The organism is Duganella sp. CF402 (assembly GCF_900109645.1).
Taxonomy (GTDB): Bacteria; Pseudomonadota; Gammaproteobacteria; order Burkholderiales; family Burkholderiaceae_D; genus Rugamonas.
The window spans coordinates 3,964,667-3,984,461 of sequence record NZ_FOBG01000001.1; the positions used below are offsets into that span (position 1 = coordinate 3,964,667).

At 64.8% G+C, this 19,795-nt stretch carries 19 protein-coding genes; 4 read left to right on the forward strand and 15 right to left on the reverse strand.

The window, feature by feature from the left end:
• Nucleotides 1-56 precede the first annotated feature (56 nt).
• The 5 genes from astB to astC form a co-directional block, all read right to left on the reverse strand.
• Nucleotides 57-1,391 (reverse strand): N-succinylarginine dihydrolase, encoded by a 1,335-nt coding sequence (astB, locus tag BMZ70_RS17785; protein WP_092277196.1) that lies wholly within the window; start codon nucleotides 1,389-1,391, stop codon nucleotides 57-59.
• Between the two features lie 12 nt (nucleotides 1,392-1,403).
• Complete coding sequence (gene astD, locus BMZ70_RS17790) at nucleotides 1,404-2,885, reverse strand: succinylglutamate-semialdehyde dehydrogenase (protein WP_092277199.1); 1,482 nt, start codon at nucleotides 2,883-2,885, stop codon at nucleotides 1,404-1,406.
• Nucleotides 2,878-3,933, reverse strand: coding sequence for an arginine N-succinyltransferase (gene astA, locus BMZ70_RS17795; protein WP_092277202.1), 1,056 nt, complete (start codon nucleotides 3,931-3,933; stop codon nucleotides 2,878-2,880). Before astA ends, astD begins: the two co-directional genes overlap by 8 nt.
• Nucleotides 3,934-3,943: 10 nt before the next feature.
• A complete protein-coding gene (locus tag BMZ70_RS17800; protein WP_092277205.1) occupies nucleotides 3,944-4,978 on the reverse strand; it encodes an arginine N-succinyltransferase in 1,035 nt (344 codons plus the stop codon).
• Nucleotides 4,979-5,099: 121 nt separating this feature from the next.
• The gene (astC, locus tag BMZ70_RS17805) at nucleotides 5,100-6,344 is read right to left on the reverse strand and encodes an acetylornithine/succinylornithine family transaminase (RefSeq protein ID WP_092277208.1); all 1,245 of its coding nucleotides are present in this window, start codon (nucleotides 6,342-6,344) and stop codon (nucleotides 5,100-5,102) included.
• Between the two features lie 271 nt (nucleotides 6,345-6,615).
• On the opposite strand from astC, the gene BMZ70_RS17810 reads away from it, so the two are divergent.
• Nucleotides 6,616-8,439: an ATP-binding protein gene (locus BMZ70_RS17810; protein WP_229205491.1), complete on the forward strand. Its 1,824-nt coding sequence runs from the start codon at nucleotides 6,616-6,618 to the stop codon at nucleotides 8,437-8,439.
• Here BMZ70_RS17810 and BMZ70_RS17815 read toward each other — a convergent pair whose 3' ends face one another.
• A complete protein-coding gene (locus tag BMZ70_RS17815; RefSeq protein WP_092277214.1) occupies nucleotides 8,440-9,384 on the reverse strand; it encodes a GlxA family transcriptional regulator in 945 nt (314 codons plus the stop codon). It lies immediately after the preceding gene.
• A 5-nt stretch (nucleotides 9,385-9,389) separates the two neighbouring features.
• A complete protein-coding gene (locus BMZ70_RS17820) occupies nucleotides 9,390-10,304 on the reverse strand; it encodes a DMT family transporter (protein WP_092277217.1) in 915 nt (304 codons plus the stop codon).
• Nucleotides 10,305-10,379: 75 nt separating this feature from the next.
• On the opposite strand from BMZ70_RS17820, the gene BMZ70_RS17825 reads away from it, so the two are divergent.
• The 3 genes from BMZ70_RS17825 to BMZ70_RS17835 all read left to right on the forward strand — a co-directional run bounded on the left by BMZ70_RS17825 (nucleotide 10,380) and on the right by BMZ70_RS17835 (nucleotide 12,076).
• Entirely contained in the window at nucleotides 10,380-10,841 is a 462-nt protein-coding gene (locus BMZ70_RS17825) for a MarR family winged helix-turn-helix transcriptional regulator (protein WP_092277220.1), read from the forward strand.
• 18 nt (nucleotides 10,842-10,859) lie between these two features.
• Nucleotides 10,860-11,141, forward strand: coding sequence for a hypothetical protein (locus tag BMZ70_RS17830; RefSeq protein WP_092277223.1), 282 nt, complete (start codon nucleotides 10,860-10,862; stop codon nucleotides 11,139-11,141).
• 98 nt (nucleotides 11,142-11,239) lie between these two features.
• Nucleotides 11,240-12,076: an HDOD domain-containing protein gene (locus BMZ70_RS17835; RefSeq protein ID WP_092277226.1), complete on the forward strand. Its 837-nt coding sequence runs from the start codon at nucleotides 11,240-11,242 to the stop codon at nucleotides 12,074-12,076.
• A gap of 120 nt (nucleotides 12,077-12,196) precedes the next feature.
• On the opposite strand, the gene BMZ70_RS17840 is transcribed toward BMZ70_RS17835, so the two are convergent.
• From BMZ70_RS17840 to BMZ70_RS17875, 8 genes are all read right to left on the reverse strand, one after another.
• Nucleotides 12,197-12,814 carry a glutathione S-transferase family protein gene (locus tag BMZ70_RS17840; protein WP_092277229.1) on the reverse strand — a complete coding sequence of 206 codons (618 nt, stop codon included), beginning with the start codon at nucleotides 12,812-12,814 and terminating at the stop codon, nucleotides 12,197-12,199.
• Between the two features lie 60 nt (nucleotides 12,815-12,874).
• Nucleotides 12,875-13,570, reverse strand: a complete 696-nt coding sequence (locus BMZ70_RS17845; protein ID WP_165403452.1) for a helix-turn-helix transcriptional regulator — start codon at nucleotides 13,568-13,570, stop codon at nucleotides 12,875-12,877.
• A gap of 10 nt (nucleotides 13,571-13,580) precedes the next feature.
• Nucleotides 13,581-14,369, reverse strand: coding sequence for an ethanolamine ammonia-lyase subunit EutC (gene eutC, locus BMZ70_RS17850; RefSeq protein WP_092277232.1), 789 nt, complete (start codon nucleotides 14,367-14,369; stop codon nucleotides 13,581-13,583).
• Entirely contained in the window at nucleotides 14,362-15,747 is a 1,386-nt protein-coding gene (locus BMZ70_RS17855) for an ethanolamine ammonia-lyase subunit EutB (protein ID WP_092277235.1), read from the reverse strand. Before BMZ70_RS17855 ends, eutC begins: the two co-directional genes overlap by 8 nt.
• Nucleotides 15,748-15,801: 54 nt before the next feature.
• Nucleotides 15,802-16,410 (reverse strand): response regulator transcription factor, encoded by a 609-nt coding sequence (locus BMZ70_RS17860; RefSeq protein ID WP_092277238.1) that lies wholly within the window; start codon nucleotides 16,408-16,410, stop codon nucleotides 15,802-15,804.
• A 128-nt stretch (nucleotides 16,411-16,538) separates the two neighbouring features.
• Nucleotides 16,539-17,432 carry an MBL fold metallo-hydrolase gene (locus tag BMZ70_RS17865; RefSeq protein ID WP_207231535.1) on the reverse strand — a complete coding sequence of 298 codons (894 nt, stop codon included), beginning with the start codon at nucleotides 17,430-17,432 and terminating at the stop codon, nucleotides 16,539-16,541.
• Between the two features lie 104 nt (nucleotides 17,433-17,536).
• Nucleotides 17,537-18,742 carry an NAD(P)/FAD-dependent oxidoreductase gene (locus tag BMZ70_RS17870; RefSeq protein ID WP_092277244.1) on the reverse strand — a complete coding sequence of 402 codons (1,206 nt, stop codon included), beginning with the start codon at nucleotides 18,740-18,742 and terminating at the stop codon, nucleotides 17,537-17,539.
• Between the two features lie 96 nt (nucleotides 18,743-18,838).
• On the reverse strand, nucleotides 18,839-19,723 hold the full coding sequence (locus BMZ70_RS17875; RefSeq protein ID WP_092277247.1) for a helix-turn-helix transcriptional regulator: 885 nt from the start codon (nucleotides 19,721-19,723) through the stop codon (nucleotides 18,839-18,841).
• Nucleotides 19,724-19,795 lie beyond the last annotated feature (72 nt).

Genomic DNA, 19,795 nt, shown 5'->3' on the forward strand with positions numbered 1-19,795 from the left:
TACGTTATAGGTATCTTGTGTTGCAGAAGGCGGCGCCGGCTTGTGGCTGCGCTGCCTTAGTCGTACAGTCCGGGGAGTCCGAGAATGTGGCTCAGCTCCTCGAGTGCATTATGCACTTCAATTGCCAGTTGTGGGTCTGCCAGATCGGCAGGCTCCAGGCGGTCGCGGTAGTGTTTCTCCACCCACGCCACCAGCGTATGGTACAGCGCTTCGGTCATCACCACACCTTGATGCATGGCTTTGGCCTCGGCGTCGGTCAGCGCCACGCGCAGGCGCAGGCACGCAGGGCCGCCGCCGTTGCGCATCGACTGGCGCAGGTCGAAGTGAATCAGTTCATCGATCGCGCTGCCGCTGGCGACCAGGTCTTCGAGGTACGACGCGACGGAAGCGACTTCCTGGCATTCATGCGGAATCACCAGCGCCATCTTGCCATTGTCCTTGCTCAGCAGCTGGCTGTTGAACAGATAGCTGGCGACGGCATCCGCCACCGGCACGCGTGCCGTGTCGACGCGGATCGCGTTCAGGTCCGCGCCCACGCCGGCCATCGCACGGCGCAGCTGATCGAGCGCGCCTGCTTCGTCGGCGAATGCCTGCTCGTGGTAGAACAGGGCATTGGCGTTACCTACAGCGATCACGTCGTTGTGGAACACGCCTTGATCGATGACGTCGGGATTCTGTTGAATGTACACGGTGCGCTCGGCCGACAGGCCGTGCAGGCGTGCCACCGCTTGCGAAGCTTCCAGCGTCTGGCGCGCCGGGAATTTCTTCGGCGCCGATGCGGAAGCGTCAAACTCGGTGCGGCCGTAGACGAACATCTCGACGCCGGCGCTGCCGTGATCCTTGCACAAGCGGGTGTGGTTGGCCGCGCCTTCATCGCCGAAGGCCGGGGTGCCCGGCAACGCATCGTGCACGGCGAAGTGTTTCTCGTCCTTGAAGATGGCGCGCAGCGCGCGCGCCGACTGTGCGTGTTCAAACGCGCGGTGCAGCTTGTTGTTCAGATTTGCAGCGGTGAAGTGCAGGCGACCGTCGGCGCTGTCGGCCGATGGGCTGACCGTCGCCGCGTTCGCGGTCCACATCGGCGAAGCCGAATACGCGCACGCCAGGATCACCGGCGACTCCTTCGCCGCTTTCGCCAGCACTTCGGCATCCGTGCCGGTGAAGCCAATGCTGCGCAGCAGGCGGAAGTTAGGGCGATCCTGCGGCGGCAGCAGCGCCTGGCCGAAGCCGCGCGCCGCCAGCGCGCGCATCTTGGCCAGGCCTTGCAGTGCTGCCAGCTTGGGATTGGATGCGCTCTTGACGTTGTTGAACGAGGCCACATTACCGAACGACAGGCCGGCGTAGTTGTGCGATGGGCCGACCAGGCCGTCGAAGTTGAATTCGCGTGCGGACATTGCTGCTACCTTTTAGAAGTTCATGCCCGGCGACAGTTTCGCAGGCATCTCGAGGACAGGGTTTTCGATCGACGCCACCGGATACGCGCAGTAGTCTGCCGCGTAGTAGGCGCTAGGACGGTGATTGCCCGACTGGCCTACGCCGCCGAACGGCGCGGTGCTGGCGGCGCCGGTGGTCGGACGGTTCCAGTTGACGATGCCGGCGCGGGCGCGCACCTGGAAAATCTTCCACAGGTTTTCGTCGTTCGAGATCAGGCCAGAGGCCAGGCCGAATTCGGTGTTGTTGGCGGCCTTGATGGCGCTGTCGAAATCCCCCACGCGGATGATTTGCAACAGTGGGCCGAACCACTCTTCGTCCGGGATGCCTTGAGCGTCGGTGACGTCCACGATGCCGGCGGTGACGAAGCCGGTGTTCTCATCCAGCTGCTTCATTTCCAGCAGCAGCTTGCCGCCCTTGGCCACCAGATCGGCCTGGGCTTGCACCAGGCGTTTGGCCACGGCGGCCGACACCACAGGGCCCATGAACGGCGCAGGTTCGGCGGCAGGACCACCGACGGTCAGGCGGCTGGCCACATCGACCAGGCGAGCGACGATGGCGTCGCCGGTTGCGCCGGTTGGCAGGATCAAACGGCGCGCGCAGGTGCAGCGCTGGCCGGCCGAGATGAAGGCCGACGACACGGCCATGAACACGGCAGCGTCGATTTCCTTGACGTCCCAGATCACCAGCGGGTTGTTGCCGCCCATTTCCAGCGCCAGCATCTTGCCCGGCTGGCCGCCGAATTGTTTGTGCAGCGCGGTGCCGGTCTGGCAGCTGCCGGTGAACAGCACGCCGTCCAGCAGCTTGCTCTGGCCCAGCGCGATGCCGGTTTCGCGGCCGCCGTTGACCAGGTTGATGACGCCTTTCGGCGCACCGGCTTTTTCCCACAGCTGCACGGTTTTCACGGCGGTGCGCGGCGCGTATTCGCTTGGCTTGAACACCACGGTATTACCGGCGATCAGCGCCGGCACGATATGGCCGTTCGGCAGGTGGCCAGGGAAGTTATAAGGACCGAACACGCCGAACACGCCGTGAGGACGATGGCGCAGCACCGCTTCGCCATCGGCGATCTTGTTGCTGCTCTCGCCGGTGCGCGCGCCGTAGGACTGCACCGAGATATCGATCTTGTTGGCCATCGTGGTGACTTCGGTGCGCGCTTCCCACAGCGGCTTGCCCACTTCCTCGGAGATCAGCAGCGCCAGCTCCTCGGCGTCCTGCTTGAGCAGGTCGCGGAAGCGGGTGCAGACGGCGATGCGCTCGGCCAGCGGGGTCAGTGCCCACGCTTCAAATGCGGCGCGGGCGGCGGTCGTCGCTTGCGCCACGTCCTGCGCGGTGGACTCGTTGCTGCTCCACGTCTGCTTGCCGGTGGCAGGGTTGATGGTGACCAGTTCTGCGCCGCTGCCGTGCAGCCATTCGCCGTTGATGAAGTTGCTGATGTTCGCTGCGGTGTTAGCCATTGTTCTTCCTCGGATTGAGAGTCAGGGTACGCACGGTGTCGCCGGTATGGCAATGCAGCAGTTGCTGCTCTGCTTCCGGCAAGGCGACAGTGCCGTTGACCGGCACCGCGTGCGACAAAATCATGCGGAAATCTTTGAGCGTGGTGTTCGACACCAGCATCGGCTCGGCCGGCGTGGTCTCCGGCGCGCAGGCAGAATCCCAGTCGGTGGTGAGGCCGATTTCGGCCAGCGCGCTGTCGCGCATGGCGCGCAGCTCGGACACGCGCGCTTGCAGCACCGGGCCGGCGTCGAAGATATCGACGTAGCCTTCGAAGTACATGCCTTCCTGTTCCAGCAGGCGACGCGCCGGCGCGGTCGACACATGCACCTTGCCGATCACGTCCTGCGCATCCTGCGGCAGGTAGTCGACGTACAGCGGCTGGCGCGGCATCAGCTCGGCGATGAAAGACTTCTTGCCGACGGCGGTCAGCGCGTCGACGTGGTCGAAGTCCATCTTGAAGAAGTGACGGCCCAGGCCCTCGTAGAACGGCGAACGGCCGCTCTCCTCCTGGTAGCCGCGCATTTCGGCGATCAGCTTTTCGGTGAACAGGTGCGGGAACTGCGCGATGAACAGGAAGCGGCTCTTGGACAGCAGCTTGCCGTTGTTGCCGGTGCGGTAGTCCGGATGCAGGAACAGCGAGCACAGTTCGGTGCTGCCGGTCAGGTCGTTCGACAGGTACAGCGTGTCCATGCGGGTGAACACATTCAGCTCGCGGCTGGAGTGCACCAGCGTGCCGATACGGTAGTTGTAGAACGGCTCGGTCAAACCCACCGAGCCTTTGATGGCGCACACGCCGGCCAGGCGGCCTGTGTCGGTGTCCTCCATCACGAACATGTAGTCGCGTTCTTCGGGCGGGATGGTTTCGGCGAACGAGGCGACGGCGATGTTCAGGCGGTCGCCCATCATCTTCATGTCCGGCTTGAGCGTGGTCATGCCGCTGCCCACTTGCGTGGCCATGACATACAGGGCGTCGAGATCGCCGGCTTGGATTGCGCGTACAACTAGCATAGGTGGTCTCTTATATTCTTACGCAGATGACGGTATCGCCTTCGGCGACGTTGAGCGCTTCCTGCACCTCTGCAGACAGCGCCACGCTGAGTTGCGATTCCAGCGACGGGCAGTGCGTGATCACGGCGCGGAAGTTGTGCTCCGAACCGGACGACACGGCGTAGCGCAGCTGCGGTTCGCGGCCACGGTCCGGCGTTTCCACCGAGGTGGAAACGCGGCGTTGCAGCGCGCCGGTGAAGGTGCGCAGCGAATTTTTATGGGCCTGCAGAATCGGACCGCCGTCGAAGATGTCGATGTAGTCGTCGGCTTCGAAGCCTTCGGCGGTCAGCAGGTTGAAGGCCAGTTCGCCCGATGGATGGATCTGGCCCATCGCCGCCTGCGCATCGCCCGGCAGCAGCGGCACGTAGACCGGATAATGCGGCATCAGCTCGACGATCAGGGTGCGGTTACGCGCGCCGCCGATGGTGCGCTCGGCGTCGAGGAAATCCATCTTGAAGAATTTGCGGCCCAGCGCATCCCAGAACGGCGAACCGCCTGCGCTGTCGGACACGCCGGCCAGCGGCACGAAGAAGCGGTCGGCGAAGCGGTGCGGCGCCAGTACGGCGAACATCAGGCGGGCACGGGACAGCAACGCCGCTTCCGGCGTACCGTGTTCGCGCTCGCCGACGTAGAACGACGACAGTTGCGAGTAGCCGGTCAGCTCGGAGCACAGGGTCAGCGCGTGCACGCTGTGGCTGATGTTGAGGTCACGCGAGACCTGCTGGATCACGTCGTTGCGGAACGAGAAGTAGGTGCCGTTGGAGCCGGCGGCGGCAAACATGGCGGCGGTGCCGACGATTTGCTTGTCCTGCGATTCCAGCACCAGCAGGTAGCCCTCTTCGCTCGGGATATCGACATGCGCGGCAAAGGACGCGATCGACAGTTCGATCATGGCGAGGATTTTCTCGCGCGTCTTGGGCAAGGTATGCACTCCCGGCATGGGCACTGCGGCCAGCGCTTCAAGGGCTGCAATATCCGCAAGTTCAACCGGACGGACTACATACATAAAAACTCCTTAGTGAACGCAGAAACGTCATTCCGGCGAAGGCCGGAATCTAATGCGGCATGCCCGAAGCCGGACACTCCGATTGGATTCCGGCCTGCGCCGGAATGACGGGGTGGTGTGCTTAGGCTGCTTTCAGCAGGCCATCCAGCGAGACGCGCAGGATGCGGTCGGCTTCGGCGATTTGCTCGTCCGAGACGATCAGCGCAGGCGCCAGGCGCACCACGTCCATGCCGGCGATCAGCACCATCATGCCGTTGGCTTCAGCGGCTTTCTGGATATCCTTCGAGCGGCCTTTCCATGCATCGGTGACCACCACGCCCAGCAGCAGGCCGGCGCCGCGCACTTGCGAGAACACTTGCGGATAATCGGCCACCACTTTTTCCAGCGTCGCGCGCAGCTTGTTGCCGGCTTCTTTCACACGCGCCAGGAAGGCTGGCTGGTTGATGGTTTCCAGCACGGTCAGCGCCACGGTGGCGGCCATCGGGTTGCCGCCGTAGGTGGTGCCGTGCGAGCCGACGTTCAGGGTCGCGGCCAGTTCGTGGGTGGTCAGCATGGCGGCGACCGGGAAGCCGTTGCCCAGCGCCTTGGCCGAGGTCAGGATGTCCGGGATGATGCCGTAGCTCATGTAGTGGAACAGCTCGCCGGTGCGGCCCATGCCGGACTGCACTTCGTCGAAGATCAGCAGGGCGCCGGTCTTGGTGCACAGGTCGCGCAGCTCTTGCAGGAAGGCCTTGTCGCCCGGCACCACGCCACCTTCGCCTTGCAGCGGCTCAACGATCACGGCGCAGACGTCGTCGCCGATGGCGGCACGGGCCGACTCGATATCGTTGTAGGTGATGTGGTCGATCGACGGTGGCAGCGGCTCGAAGCCTTCGGTGTATTTCGACTGGCCGCCCACCGACACGGTGAACAGGGTGCGGCCGTGGAACGACTGGTAGCACGAGATGATGCGCGATTTGTGCGCGCCGAACTTGGTGTGGGCGTGCTTGCGGGCCAGCTTCAGGGCCGCTTCGTTGGCTTCGGCGCCGGAGTTGCAGAAGAAGGCGCGGTCGGCGAAGGTGGCTTCGGTCAGTGCCAGCGCCAGGCGCAGCACCGGCTCGTTGGTGTAGCCGTTGCCCAGGTGCCACAGGGTGTTGGCCTGGCGGGTCAGCGCTTCAACCACGATCGGGTTGCAGTGGCCCAGTGCGGCCACGGCGATGCCGGAGGTGAAGTCCAGGTAGTGTTTGCCGTTCTGGTCCCACAGGTCCAGGCCGGAACCGCGCACCGGAACCATCGCTGCCGGCGCGTAGGTCGGCACCAGCACTTCGTCGAAAGTCTGACGAGTCACAGGACGGTTGAGAGCGGTCGTATCTACTTTGGCGTTCATGGCATTCCCTATCAATGGTGGGTACGGTGCGGCACAGCGCCGCGAGGACCCATTATAAAAAGCGGGATGCTAAAGTTCTTTTCAAATGGCGACAAGAATTTTTACTTTTGGCCGCAAAGTAAACTTGCCAGAACAGTCATACCTATTAGCAACAGACGGCTTGGACGGCTTGTCTTAGGCAAGCCGAGTCTTTATGCTGGATGAACGCGGCATAACCCCCAGGTGCTCTATGCAACAGGCTGTCAGGTCCCGGATTGTTCGATTGACATGCATGCTGTGGCTGGCGATGCTGGGCGGCCCCTTGCTGGCGGCGCCGGCGCCAGAGCCGCTGGCGCTGATGCTGACGGCACCGCAACGGGCCTGGCTGGCGGCGCATCCGGTGCTGCGGGTCGGCGTCGACACCGGGCGTGCGCCGATCGAATCGGTGGGCGAGGATGGCCAGCCGCGCGGCATTTCGCAGGAATTCCTGCAGCGCGTGGGCGCCATGCTGGGCGTGCGCTTCGAGCTGGTGCCGATCGCCGGCACGGCCAATATCCTGGGCCAGCTGGAGCAGCGGCAGGTCGACATGCTGTCGGCCATCTCCCAAACCGAGCGGCGGCGCCAGTTCATGCTGCTGAGCGAGCCCTTTCTCACCTCCCCGATCGTGATCTACACCGTGGTCGGCGCCCCGCCGATGCCGAGCATGAGCCAGCTGGCCGGCAAGCGGGTGGCGGCCAGCAGCCGCGCCGGCGTCACCGAGGCGCTGCCGCGCGACTGGCCGACCATCATCCCGGTGAAGTCGGAAAACTTCAAGATCGCCATCGACCAGCTGCGCCATGACGAGGTCAGCGCCGTGATCGCGCCGCTGCTGACCGGCACCCACCAGCTGGCCGCGCTGGACGCCAACGATATCCGCGTCACCGGCGAGACCGAGTACAGCTACCAGGTCGGCTTCGGCGTGCGCAGCGACTGGCCGGAGCTGGCGGCCATCCTCAACCAGGCGCTGGACGCCATTCCCAAGGCCGAGCGCGACAGCTTCCGGCAGAAATGGACCGTGGTGAGGCTCGAGCGCGAAATCGACTACCGCCCGGTGGTCGGGCTCATGGCGGGGATCGCGATCGCCATCATCTTCATCGTGCAGCTGCGGGTGATGGTCAAGCGCCGTACCGCCGAGCTGCAGCAGGAGGTACAGGTGCGGCGTGCGCGCGAGGCCGAGATCCAGCAGCTGAACGCGGCGCTGGAATTGCGCGTCGAGCAGCGCACCGCCCAACTGCGCCAGGCCAACGACGAGTTGCGCATGGCGGCCGACCAGCTGGTGCAGACCGAGAAAGTGGCCTCGCTGGGACGGCTGGTGGCCGGCATCGCGCACGAGCTCAACACGCCGCTGGGCAGCACCCTGACCGCCTCCAGCGCGCTGAAAGCGCATCTGACTAGCTTCGGCCAGGCGGCGCTCGAAGGCCGGCTGAAACGCTCGTCGGTGGACGACTTTGTGACCCAGAGCGAACTGGCGTGCGAGATCATCGAACGCAACGCCCACCGCGCGGCCGGGCTGATCGACAATTTCAAGGAGCTGGCGGTGGACCAGGCCAGCGCGCGGCGGCGCGTGTTCTGCCTGCGGCGCACGGTGGAGGAAGTCATCGCCAGCCACCACAACGCGTGGAAATCGACCGGGCACCGCATCGAGATCGAGATCGACGAAGCGCTGCAAATGGACAGCTTCCCCGGCCCGCTGGCCCAAGTGCTGTGCAACCTGCTGGAAAACACCCTGATCCACGGCTTCGCCAACAAGCGGAACGGATTGGTGCGGATCAGCGCGCAGCGGCAGGGAGAACAGGTCGAGATCCGCTACACCGACGACGGCGGCGGCATTCCAGCCGAGTATCGGAGCAAGATCTACGATCCCTTCTTCACCACCCGCATGGGCCAGGGCGGCTCCGGGCTGGGCCTGTACATCGTGCAGACGATGGTGACCGGCGTGCTGGGCGGGCAGATCGCGGTGGACAGCCGGCCGGGGCACGGCGTGACCTTCCACATCACGCTGCCGCAATCTGCGCCGCACCTGACCGATACCACGGTGGCCGGCGCCCACGGCCTGGCGCCGCTGCCGGCCGACTGATCAGGCAGGCGGCATCAGCTTGCGCTGGCGCTCTTCGCGCGGGGTGTTGCCGAACAGCGCGCCGAAGGCGGTGGAAAAGTGCGAGCCGGACGAGAAGCCGCACATCAGCCCTACCTGCACGATCGAGTGGTTGGTTTCCAGCAGCAGCTGGCGCGCCCTTTGCAGGCGCAGCTCGAGGTAGTAGCGCGACGGCAGGCTGCCCAGGTATTGCTTGAACAAACGCTCCAGCTGGCGCCGCGACAGGCCGACCAGATTGGCGATGTCGTCGGTGGACAGCGGCTCCTCGATATTGGTTTCCATCAGCGTCACCGCCTCCGACAGGCGCGGCTGCAGCGCGCCGAAGCGGGCCTGCAGCGCCACCCGCTGGCGCTCCTCGGGGCCGCGCACGCGCTCCACGCACAGGCTTTCCTTGATGCTGGCCTGCACGTTGGCGCCGAACAGGTGTTCGATCAGCGTCAGGGAAAAATCGATGGAGGCGGCGCCGCCGCAGCAGCTCAGGTGGCGGCCGTCGACTTCAAACAGGTGGGGCGTCAGGATGGCGCGGTCGGTGATGTCTTCGGTGTCGGCATACAGCGCCCACGGCAGGGCGATGCGCACGCCGGCCATCAAGCCGGCCTTGGCCAGCCACAGCACGCCGGCGCCGACCCCGCCCCAGTAGTCGGCCGAGCGGCAGCGCTCGATCACGGCGCGCGCCTGCTCCGGCGGCAGCGGATGCTGCTGCTCGTCGGCCACCAGCAGCGCCATATGCCAGCCCGGCTGGGCCAGCACCACTTGCGACGGGGTCATGGTTTCCAGTTGCAGCACGTCGCGCCCGAGCACGGCGGCGGCCAGCCGCAGCGGCTGCACCAGCCCGGCCCAGGTGATGGCGTCCGCCTCGCCGGCGTTGACCAGCAACAGGCGCAAGGGCCGCTGCTGGGCGAGGCTGGACAGGGTATCGAAAGACATGCAGGCTACTCCGGCGCCAGGGCGGTGGCGGGACGCTCAGTGCTCCATTGGCTCACTATCATACCGGAGATCAACAGTCCGGCGCCGAGCAAGCCGTTCCAGGCCAGCGTTTCACCCAGCCAGAAGTAGGCGAAGATGGCGGCGCAGCCGGGCTCGAAGGCGTAGATCACGGCCGCCTCGTTGGCGCTGCTGTGGCTCTGGCCCCAGGTTTGCAGCGAGATGATGGCGGCGGTGGCGATCACGCCCAGGTAGATCAGGTTGAGGCTGTACATCTGCAAGCCCTTGCTGACGTAGGCGATGTAGTCCGGCAGGTCCTGCGCGCGCTCGGCCCAGCCCAGCGGCACTTCGGTGATGAGCAGCCACAGCGCGGCGCACACGGCCACGGTAAGGATTTGCGAGGCGGTCAGCGCCATCAGCTTTTCCACCTTGCGGGTGGTGGTTTCCATCAGCTTGACGTAGATGCCGAAGAACAGCGCGCACAGCAGCGCCAGCGTATCGCCGCGTCCCCAGCTGAAGCTGCCTTCCCAGCACAGCGCGAACAGGCCGGCCAGCGACAGCAGCAGCGCCAGCAGGATGCGCCGTTCCAGCTTCGCACCCAGCGCCACGCCGAGCAGCGGCGGCACCAGCACGTTGAGGCCGGTGATGAAGGCGTTGCGGTTGGAGCTGGTCAGCGCCAGCCCCTCGATCTGGAACACGTAGCACAGGAACAACACCACGCCGGCCAGGATGCCCCAGCGCAGGTCGCGCCAGCGCACGCCCCACAGGAAAGGCAGCAGCAGCGCGCTGGCCAGCGCAAAGCGGCACAGCACGATCCAGCTGGCCGACAGGTAGCCGGTCATGTCTTTCATTGCAGGGAAGGTGGTGCCCCAGACCAGGGTGACGAGCAACAAGGCGGCAATACCGCGCAGATGTACAGGCATGGTTGTTTTTATGGTTAGTGTCCGCATAGTGTACCCGCCGGAAAGCGGGATGCGAAGCGGCTATAATCTCGTCCTATGGGTGAACGCTACTTGAAAAGCATCCGGCTGCTGGCCGAATGCATGCAAGGCTATGAACGGATCTCCGGCGAATACGTGCGCCGGAGCGGTTTGACGCACGCGCAGTTCGATATCATCGCCACGCTGGGCAACACGCCCGGCATGTCCTATAAAGAACTGGGCGACAAGACGCTGATCACCAAGGGCACATTGACCGGGGTGATTGAGCGGCTCGAGCAAAAAGGCCTGGTGGAACGCCAGCGCAACGATTGCGACAAGCGCTCGTTTTTCGTGAAATTGACGCCGGCCGGCGAACAGGTGTTCTGCACCGTGTTCCCGGAAGTCATCGCGCAAAGCGGCAAAATGTTCGCCGGTTACAGCGACGACGACTTCGCGCAGCTTGAAAAAACCCTGTCGGCGCTTAAAACTGTCATCATGGCCGGGCAAACGGCAACACCGTCCACCCAGGACTGCGATTAAAAAACCAAGGAAACAGATTTGAAAACCTCTCTGCTGGACGGCAAAAAGCCGGCCAAATTCGACAAACACATTATCGGCAACCTGCTGCTGGACGTAGCGCCGCCTGACGAAGTACGCGCGGAAGCGCTGATCGTCGGCGTGCGCAATGAAGACGGCGAAATCTACCGCCTGATCGGCGCCAGCACCCACCGCAGCTTCATGAACGCGGTGGAAGAACTGTTCGACCTCGACCTGGTCGACGAACTGGAAGACGTGGACGATCCGGTCGAGGGTTGCGACGCCATCTTCCGCGAAGAGTAAGCACTCGCTAACAAGGCGTTGTTGGGTTTTACCTACGCCGCAAAAAGTATTTTCAGAAAAAGTGCCGCATGGCAATCTTTTGAGTATAATTTTTTGCAATGGACAGACTCGACGCCTTCAAGACTATTGCTGCTCAAGCGAGCCGGGGCGAACTCACGTTCCCGGCCAACGTCAACGCCGCGCTGCGCCTGCAGCAGGCGCTGAACGATCCCGACTGTCACATTGAACAAGCCGCCAGGCTGATCCAGGCAGACCCGTTGCTGGCCGCGCGTAGCGTGGCCATCGCCAACTCAGTGGCCTACAACCGTTCCGGTACTGAAATCTCCAGCGTGCGCGCGGCCGTGCAGCGCCTCGGCATCCGCACCCTGCAATCGCTGGTGGCGGCAGTGATCGTGCGCCAGATCGGCAGCGAGGTCACCGAGCCTTCGCTGGCGGCCAAAATCAACCAGCTGTGGGAGCATACCGCCCACGTGGCCGCGCTGGCGCAGGTGATCGCGCGCCGCGTCACCCATGTCGATCCCGATACCGCGCTGTTTGCCGGCATCATGCACGAGGTGGCCGGCTTCTACATGCTGGCCAGCGCCGGCGAGTTCCCACGAGTGATGGACGGCGAGCCGGAGGACTGGGTCGAGCACGGCGAGCTGGAAATCGGCCGTGGCGTGATGACCCACCTGGGCGTGCCGGAAGCCGTGTTCAAGGCGATCGAATCGATGTGGGTGGGCTTGCGCGCGCTGCCGCCGGAAACCTTGGGCGACACGCTGCTGCTGGCCAATGATCTGGCGCCGGTGCACTCGCCGCTGCACCAGCGGCCGGGCGCCACCACGCTGCAAGGCGCGCGCACCATCGACTTCGTGGTGGGCGACGGCACGCTGCACGCCATCATGACCGAATCGGCGCTGGAGGTGCAGTCGCTGTACGCGGTGCTGATGCTGTAAAAAAAAGCCCGCTGGGCAGCGGGCTAAGTCCAAAACTAGGGATCTCCTCCAGAGGAGACAAGTCCAGAATACTGCTTCCTCCTCTGCCGCTCTGTGCGCCAGTTAACATATACGATGCAATTACCACACGGGCGTGGTCTGCTTCCATGCATCGAGTTGCGACACCCGTGCCAGCCATGCCATCAGCTTAGGATATTGGGTGACCGGAAGCTTGGCTTGCTCGATGTAGGTCAGCGCCGGGGCGATGGCGAGGTCGGCCAGCGTCAGGCTGTCGCCGACGATCCAGTCGCGGCCGGCCAGGTGCTGCTCCAACACACTGGCGAACTGCGCCACCAGCCGGCTGGCCCGGTCGATTTCGACCGGGTCCGGGCCGCCGTTGCCGCTCAGGCCTTTCCAGATGTGCTCGTAGACGATAGCTCCCACCGGCGGCGCGAAATGCTGCGCGGCCCACAGCATCCAGCGGTTGATGTCGGCACGCACGATGATGTTATCGGGATACAGCGTTTGCCCGTGGGTACGGTCAGCCAGGTACTGCATGATGGCGCAGGATTCCCACAGCGTGAACTCACCGTCCTGCAGCACCGGCACTTTGCTGTTGGGATTGAGCGTGACCAGGCGCCGACGGTCTTCCGGGCTCATCAGGTTGACTTCGGTCAGTTCCAGCGGCGTGCCCATGTGGACGGCGGCCAGCATCACGCGGCGCGAGCTGGAAGAGGCGGGATGGTAGTACAGGCGCATGGCAATCTCCGATGAATGAGTTGAGGTCTTCATCGTAGGCGCACACCGCGACAGTTTTTGTCAGGAGTCGTCGCGGATGTTGTGCTCCATGCGCCAGGTCTTGAGCAAGTCGTGGCGGCGCGCCGGGTAGCGCTGCTGCAGCGACTCCACCGCCGCAATGCGGTCGACGCGGAAGTGGCGGAACGCCATGCGCATCTCGCACCATGCGGCCAGCAGGCGCTTGCCGTCAAAGAATGCCAGCGCGAACGGCCACACGATGCGGTCCGACGGCGCGCCGTGCTCGTCGCGGTAGGACATGCGCAGGCGGTGCTGGTAGCGGATCGCCTCGCGCACCGGGCGCACGTGGATGTCGCTGGCGTCCTGCTGATCCTGGCCGATCGGCACCCACAAACTGGTTTCGGCCATGTCGTCGCGCAGGTCTTTCGGCGTGGCGGCGGCGATCTTGGCGAGCGCGTTGTTGGCGGCGGCCGCCAGCGCTTCATCGCCCTGCCGGCGCACCCAGCGCGCGCCCAGCACCAGCGCTTCCAGTTCGTCGGCGCCGAACATCAGCGGCGGCAGGAAGAAGCCGGCCTTCAGCATATAGCCGACACCGGCCTCGCCTTCCAGCGGCGCACCGAGGCCGGACAAGGTTTGAATGTCGCGGTAAATAGTGCGTTCGGACACGCCCAGCTGCTCGGCCAGCCGCGCCGCAGTAACGGGACGGCGGTAGCCGCGCATAGCGTCCATCAACATGAAAAGGCGGCCGGTACGGCTCATGGTGCGTATTTCACTCCAATAAGAAATTGCGCTGCGGCGCCTCCGGGATGGCGCCCTCGTTTGCGGTTTCGTCCTTCAGCGCGACGCCGGACAATCGGCGGCGCCGCGATTCGGACAACAAGTAGTGAAGCTTGAACGCTGCCGCCTCGTAGGTCAAGCCTGCCGTGCGAACGTTGGAGATGCAATTGCGGCAGGCGTCGGTGAGGCCGGGACGCGGTGCAAAGGTGAGGTAGAGTCCCATGCTGTCCGGCGAACTGAGGCCGGGGCGCTCGCCGATCAGCACCACCACGATTTGCGCGTGCAGCAGGTCGCCGATGTCGTCGCCAATGGCCACCCGGCCTTGCTCGACGATGGTGATGGGCGCGATGCGCCAGCCGTCCAGATGTGCCATCAGGGAGCGCAGGAACGGCGCGGCATGCTGTTCAATCGCCAGCGCCGACAAGCCGTCCGCAATCACGACGGCCAGATCGTAGCCGGCTTCCTTCGGCAGCGCGGCCAGCTTGGCGCGCGAGGCTTCATCTAGACGGCGGCCGAGGTCCGGACGCTGAAGATAGACATGGCGGTCCCGCGCCGCACTGTGCACGCTCACGCACGGCAGGCCGGCCGCTGCATTTAACGCCGTCTGCAACGCCTCATGGTCAAGCGCGAGGTGCACCGCATCGCGCGCCTGTGCGTGCGCCAGCTGAAACGCCTGTTGTTGATCCGTCGGCTGGCTCACGCCGCTGCGGCCGAGCGCAATCCGCGCCGCCGTAAAGCGCCGCAGCGATTGCCACGGATTGAGCGTCACCAGCTTATCCATGCAGCACCTTCTGGAAAGCGGCAGGCAAAGCATCCTGCAAGGTAAAGCGCGCATCGCCGCTGACAATGCCCATGCCCTGCAGCCACGCCTCGAATTCCGGCGCCGGCTTCAGGCCCAAGGCACGCCGCACATACAACGCATCGTGGAACGAGGTGGTCTGATAATTGAGCATGATATCGTCCGCGCCCGGCACGCCCATCACAAAAGTGCAGCCGGCCGTGCCGAGCATCGTCAGCAGCACATCCATATCGTCCTGGTCCGCCTCCGCGTGATTGGTGTAGCAGACGTCGCAGCCCATCGGCAAGCCAAGCAGCTTGGCGCAGAAATGATCCTCCAATCCCGCGCGCAAAATCTGCTTGCCATCGTAAAGGTACTCCGGCCCGATAAAGCCGACCACCGAATTCACCAGCAGCGGCTCGAAGCGCCGCGCCACAGCGTAGGCGCGCGCCTCGCAGGTCTGCTGATCGACACCGTGGTGCGCATTGGCCGACAGCGCGCTGCCCTGCCCCGTTTCGAAATACATCACATTGCTGCCGACCGTGCCGCGCCCCAGCGACAACGCCGCCTGCCGCGCCTCTTCCAGCAACGACAAGGTAATGCCAAAGCCGGCATTCGCCGCCTGCGTCCCGGCGATCGATTGGAACACCAGGTCTACCGGCGCACCGCGCTCAATGGCGGCAATGGTATTCGTTACGTGCGTGAGCACGCAGGACTGGGTAGGAATCGCGTAGCGCGCAATCACCTCGTCCAACATGGAGAGCAGGCTGACCACCTGCGGCACATTGTCCGTCGCGGGGTTGATGCCGATCACCGCATCGCCGCTGCCATACAGCAGGCCATCCAGCATGCTGGCAGCAATGCCGCTTGCATCGTCGGTGGGATGATTGGGTTGTAAGCGCGTCGACATGCGCCCCGGCAGGCCGATGGTATTGCGGAAGCGCGTCACCACACTGCACTTGCGCGCCACCAGCACCAGATCCTGCACGCGCATGATCTTGGACACCGCCGCCGCCATCTCCGGTGTCAGGCCCGGCGCCAGCGCGCTGAGCGCAGCGGTATCGGCATCGTCGCCGAGCAGCCAGTTGCGGAAGTCGCCGACGTTCAGGTGCGCCACGCGGGCGAAGGCTGCCGCGTCGTGGGTATCGATAATCAGCCGCGTGACCTCATCGTCCTCATACGGCACCAGCGCCTCGCTGAGGAACACACGCAATGGCAGCTCCGCCAGCGCCATCTGCGCCGCCACGCGCTCCTCCGCGCTGGCTGCCGCCACGCCGGCCAGGTAATCGCCCGAGCGCGCAGGCGTGGCCTTCGCCATCAAGTCCTTGAGATCGCGGAATTGGTAACTCTTACTGCCGACCCGGTGCCAATAACTGCCCATCGCCGCCCTTTCGGTTACGTTGCGGCGCGGTCGCGCCCAGCCAATTGTAATAGATCAAGCGAGGCCTGACGACACCATGCCGCGCTGGGTGGCCAGCACGACCGCATGCGTTCTGGCGGTAGCACCGAGTTTGTTGAACAGCGATTTGACGTGCGTCTTCACTGTGCCGACGCCGATATCGAGCTCGATCGCGATCCGTTTATTGCAGCAGCCCTGGGCCAGCAATGCCAGCACCTGGCTTTCGCGCGACGTCAGGTTGTTGCTGGCGACGTGCTGCGTGGCACGCTCCAGCAGTTCCGGGTTGAAGTAGCGCTGGCTGCGGCCCAGCATTTGCACCGCCATCAGCAGCTCGTCCGCCGCACAGCGCTGCGGCAGATAGCCGTGTACGCCGGCCGAGATCGCGGTGCGAATATCCCATTCGCGTTCGCGCTGACTGATGACCATCAGCCGTGCGCCGCGATGCGTGGCATGTTTCAGACGCGCCAGGGCGTCCGCATAATCGGTGACGATCACATCGGCGCCAACCGGCGCCACCAGCCGCACCTGCGGACACGCTGCCAGCAGCGCAATCAGACCGGCCTTGAGTATCGACTCGCCGTGGCAGACGTGTACCAGAATAGGGGCTGACGGGATGGCGTCAGACGAATGACATGGTTCTTGCATGGATTAGTAACATCAGAGTGTTCAGTCGCCGGCCAGCCATCGCGTGGCATTGACGGCATAGCGCTGGATGTCGCGCAGTGCCGCCGGGTTGGTGCGCATGCCATCCGACGCTTCCGGCGGGCCGGTGCTCAGTAGTCCCAGATCACCGGCACCCAGCGGAAGGCGTCACCGTCGACGGCCACCCGGCTGACGGAAGGGAATGGCAAGTGGGACGCCACCAGCAGGCCGCCGCTCGCCGCCAGTTCCTGGAACAGGCCAACGCGAACGCGAGCCGACTCCTCCGGGTCGTGTTCAAAGCCGTTTTGCCATTCCGGATGCTCGAAGCCGACCGGGAACATGGCGTCGCCGGCGAACATCAGGCGTTCGCCATCGGACTCCAGGTCGACCACGCTGTGGCCCGGTGTGTGGCCGCCGGTGTGACGGACGACTACGCCGGGCGCGACTTCGTACTGGTCGTCGAAAACACGAATCCGGTCGCGGTACTCGTTGTAGAAGCTGGTGGCGGTCGAACGCAGCACGTCCGGCACCGGCTTCGGCATTACCGTGTGGGAGAAGTCGGGCGAAGTCCAGAACTTGACCTCGGCGTCGGCCACGTGGATGCGCACATCCGCACGCAAGCGGTGTTTCACATCGTCGACCAGCAGCCCACCCACGTGGTCCATGTGCATGTGGGTAACGATCACGTCGGTCACGGACTCCAGGCTGATGCCGGCGGCCTGCAGGCGCTGCGGGAACTGCCCGGCGCGCGGGAAGCCCGAGAACTGTCCACCCAGCCCGGCATCGACCAGGATGATCTTGTCGCCGCTACGCACCACCATCACGTTCAGCGGCCAGTCATAGGTCTCCTGCGGCAGGAAATGATCGTCCAGCCACGTCGCCAGATCGGCTGGAGCGACATTGGTGGCCATGATCGTGGTAGGCAACGGCAGCACGCCGTCGCTGATCACCAGTACGTCCAGCTGGCCGAGCCGCAGCGCGTAGCGCGACGGCACCAGCTCCTGCGGCGGATTGACCAAGCCCATGTCGGTGTGTGTGTCGCGCTTGATCGGGCTCTTTTTTGCTGGTGCTTGCATATTGCTGACCATTTGATTCATTTTTTTCTCCTATCGAATTGCAGGTGAGGTGTTCAGAGATCGGTAACGCGTTCCGGATCGGCCGATGCCAGCGCGGCGGCGCGTTCGGCCTTCGGCGGGTAGATCCAGACGGTGTTGATTTCCTGCTTGGTCTTCTTGGCGACCTCGCCGACCATCTCCACCTTGCGCTCCCAGCCGCGCGTGAACAATGCGCCGGCTTCGCCGAGGTCCAGGCAGGTGACGTAAGCCTTCTGGTGGTAAGGCTTGGTCGACACGCCGAGCAATTCGGCAGCCGCGTTGTTACCGGCAAACGCGCCCATGCGGGTGGCGTGCTGGCAGGACATCAAGGCGTAACGGCCTTCGTCGTCGCAGGCGGCGCGGGCGGCGTCGCCGGTGGCAAACACGCCTGGCACGCCCGGCACGCGCAGGTCGCGATCGACCAGCAGCCGGCCCGAGTTATCGCGCTCGGCGGCGAATTGTTCGGTCAGCGGCGCGGCGCGGATGCCGGCCGCCCAGATGACGGTTTCGGTGCCGATGTGTTCGCCGCTGGACAAGGTAATACCCGACCGGTCGAGCGAGGCGATGCCGGCCTCAAGGCGGGTTTCCACGCCGAGCTGACGCAGCGCGTCCTCAATGACGGGGCGCGAATCCGGCCCCATGTCGGGCGCGATCACCTTGTTGCGGTCGACGATGATGACGCGGGGCCTGGCATCGCTGCCGAGCACCGCGCGCAGCCGCGCCGGCATTTCCGTCGCCGCTTCGATGCCGGTGAAACCGCCGCCCACCACGACCACCGTGTTGCGCGCGTCCGAGGAGGGACGCTGGGCCAGACCATGCAGGTGCTTGTCGAGGGCGACCGCGTCGTCGAGCGAGTCGACGCTGAAGCCGTGTTCGGCGAGGCCGGGGATGTTCGGACGGAACAGCTTGCTCCCCGAGGCCACCACCAGGCGGTCGTAGGACAGCGACTTGCGCCCGCCTTCGGCCGTGGCGATGCCCACCGTGCGGGTGCCGGCATCGGCCGTCTCGGCGCTGCCTTGCACATACACTACGTCGATGGCATGGAACAGCTCCAGCAGCGATGCGGTCAGGGTCTCCGGATGCGGTTCGTAGAGCCGCGGGCGAACCACCAGCGTCGGCGCTGGCGACACCAGCGCGATTTCCAGCTCTTCCGGCGAGACGCCCTGGATATCGCGCAGACGGGCGGCGGACAGCGCCGCGTACATGCCGGCGAAGCCGGCGCCTATGATGACGAGTCGCATGTGACTTACTCCTTGGGTTGTGGACGTAGTCATACTGTAGCCATCCGCGCCCGCGCCCGATCCAGCGCGATTGCTCTGCTTGTCGCGCGATTGCTGCTAACGCGCGCGCCGCCGCCAATCGCTGGGCGTTTCTCCGGTGAGCTTGCGGAATCCGGCGGCAAAGGCGGTTTGCGAGGCATAGCCCAGCGCCGCTGCCACCGTCATGACGGTGGCGTCGGTGTCGCGCAGCATGTGCATGGCTTGCTCTAGCCGGTACTGGCGTAGCCAGGCGTGCGGCGCCAGCCCGGTGCTTTCCTTGAAGGCGCGGCAGAAGTGAAACCGCGACAGGCCAGCCTCCGCTGCCAGCGCCGCCAGCGACACGTCGGCATCGCTGTCCGAGCGCAGGCGGTCGATCGCGCGCTGCAGGGTCTTGGGCGCCAGCCCGCCCCTGACCGGTTGCACCATCGCCAGCGAGCCGGTGTGCGCAGCCAGCAGCCGCGTGGCCAGCAGGTCGATCAGCTGCTGCCGGAACAGCGTATCAAGTGCCTGATTGCCCTCCACGAAATCCGCCGCGCTCAAGAGCAAGCGGGATGTGATGGGATCGGGCTGAGCGGTGCGCTCCAACAGTTCGACCGGACTGGCAATCTCGGCCTCATCGGCAATGCGCGCAAGTGATGTGTGGGGAAGATAGAGCTGCACGACATCGACCGGTTTCGGAATATCCCATCGGGAACTGGAGCCTTCCGGAATAATGATGACCACCCCGGGGCGAAAGGTTCCAATCGCAGTCGATCTTCCCGTCCGCCGCTGCACGCGCTGCACCGTGCCGTTGTAAGCCATGATGACGTGGTGGGTCATGGGCTCGACGACGTCGTGCAAGGGATCATGTTTCCAGTGGGCGATACCGGCGCCGGCGTGGTCCAGCGTCATGCGGAATGGCTCGGTCCCCAGCACCCGCGCCATTTCTTCATCGGCGCGGCGCGAGATCGGTGATGTCGTCATGCTTCGGGCCTTTCAGTGCGATGGGAAGCACCCTGTGCACTTCCCATGCGCTAAAGACGGCGGACCCGACCG

Excerpts from the sequence above, each read along its gene's own strand:
- astB (WP_092277196.1), bottom strand. The coding sequence starts at position 1,391 with ATGTCCGCACGCGAATTCAACTTCGACGGCCTGGTCGGCCCATCGCAC.
- astD (WP_092277199.1), bottom strand. The coding sequence starts at position 2,885 with ATGGCTAACACCGCAGCGAACATCAGCAACTTCATCAACGGCGAATGG.
- astA (WP_092277202.1), bottom strand. The coding sequence starts at position 3,933 with ATGCTAGTTGTACGCGCAATCCAAGCCGGCGATCTCGACGCCCTGTAT.
- BMZ70_RS17800 (WP_092277205.1), bottom strand. The coding sequence starts at position 4,978 with ATGTATGTAGTCCGTCCGGTTGAACTTGCGGATATTGCAGCCCTTGAA.
- astC (WP_092277208.1), bottom strand. The coding sequence starts at position 6,344 with ATGAACGCCAAAGTAGATACGACCGCTCTCAACCGTCCTGTGACTCGT.
- BMZ70_RS17810 (WP_229205491.1), top strand. The coding sequence starts at position 6,616 with ATGCTGTGGCTGGCGATGCTGGGCGGCCCCTTGCTGGCGGCGCCGGCG.
- BMZ70_RS17815 (WP_092277214.1), bottom strand. The coding sequence starts at position 9,384 with ATGTCTTTCGATACCCTGTCCAGCCTCGCCCAGCAGCGGCCCTTGCGC.
- BMZ70_RS17820 (WP_092277217.1), bottom strand. The coding sequence starts at position 10,304 with ATGCCTGTACATCTGCGCGGTATTGCCGCCTTGTTGCTCGTCACCCTG.
- BMZ70_RS17825 (WP_092277220.1), top strand. The coding sequence starts at position 10,380 with ATGGGTGAACGCTACTTGAAAAGCATCCGGCTGCTGGCCGAATGCATG.
- BMZ70_RS17835 (WP_092277226.1), top strand. The coding sequence starts at position 11,240 with ATGGACAGACTCGACGCCTTCAAGACTATTGCTGCTCAAGCGAGCCGG.
- BMZ70_RS17840 (WP_092277229.1), bottom strand. The coding sequence starts at position 12,814 with ATGCGCCTGTACTACCATCCCGCCTCTTCCAGCTCGCGCCGCGTGATG.
- BMZ70_RS17845 (WP_165403452.1), bottom strand. The coding sequence starts at position 13,570 with ATGAGCCGTACCGGCCGCCTTTTCATGTTGATGGACGCTATGCGCGGC.
- eutC (WP_092277232.1), bottom strand. The coding sequence starts at position 14,369 with ATGGATAAGCTGGTGACGCTCAATCCGTGGCAATCGCTGCGGCGCTTT.
- BMZ70_RS17855 (WP_092277235.1), bottom strand. The coding sequence starts at position 15,747 with ATGGGCAGTTATTGGCACCGGGTCGGCAGTAAGAGTTACCAATTCCGC.
- BMZ70_RS17860 (WP_092277238.1), bottom strand. The coding sequence starts at position 16,410 with ATGCAAGAACCATGTCATTCGTCTGACGCCATCCCGTCAGCCCCTATT.
- BMZ70_RS17865 (WP_207231535.1), bottom strand. The coding sequence starts at position 17,432 with ATGGGCTTGGTCAATCCGCCGCAGGAGCTGGTGCCGTCGCGCTACGCG.
- BMZ70_RS17870 (WP_092277244.1), bottom strand. The coding sequence starts at position 18,742 with ATGCGACTCGTCATCATAGGCGCCGGCTTCGCCGGCATGTACGCGGCG.
- BMZ70_RS17875 (WP_092277247.1), bottom strand. The coding sequence starts at position 19,723 with ATGACGACATCACCGATCTCGCGCCGCGCCGATGAAGAAATGGCGCGG.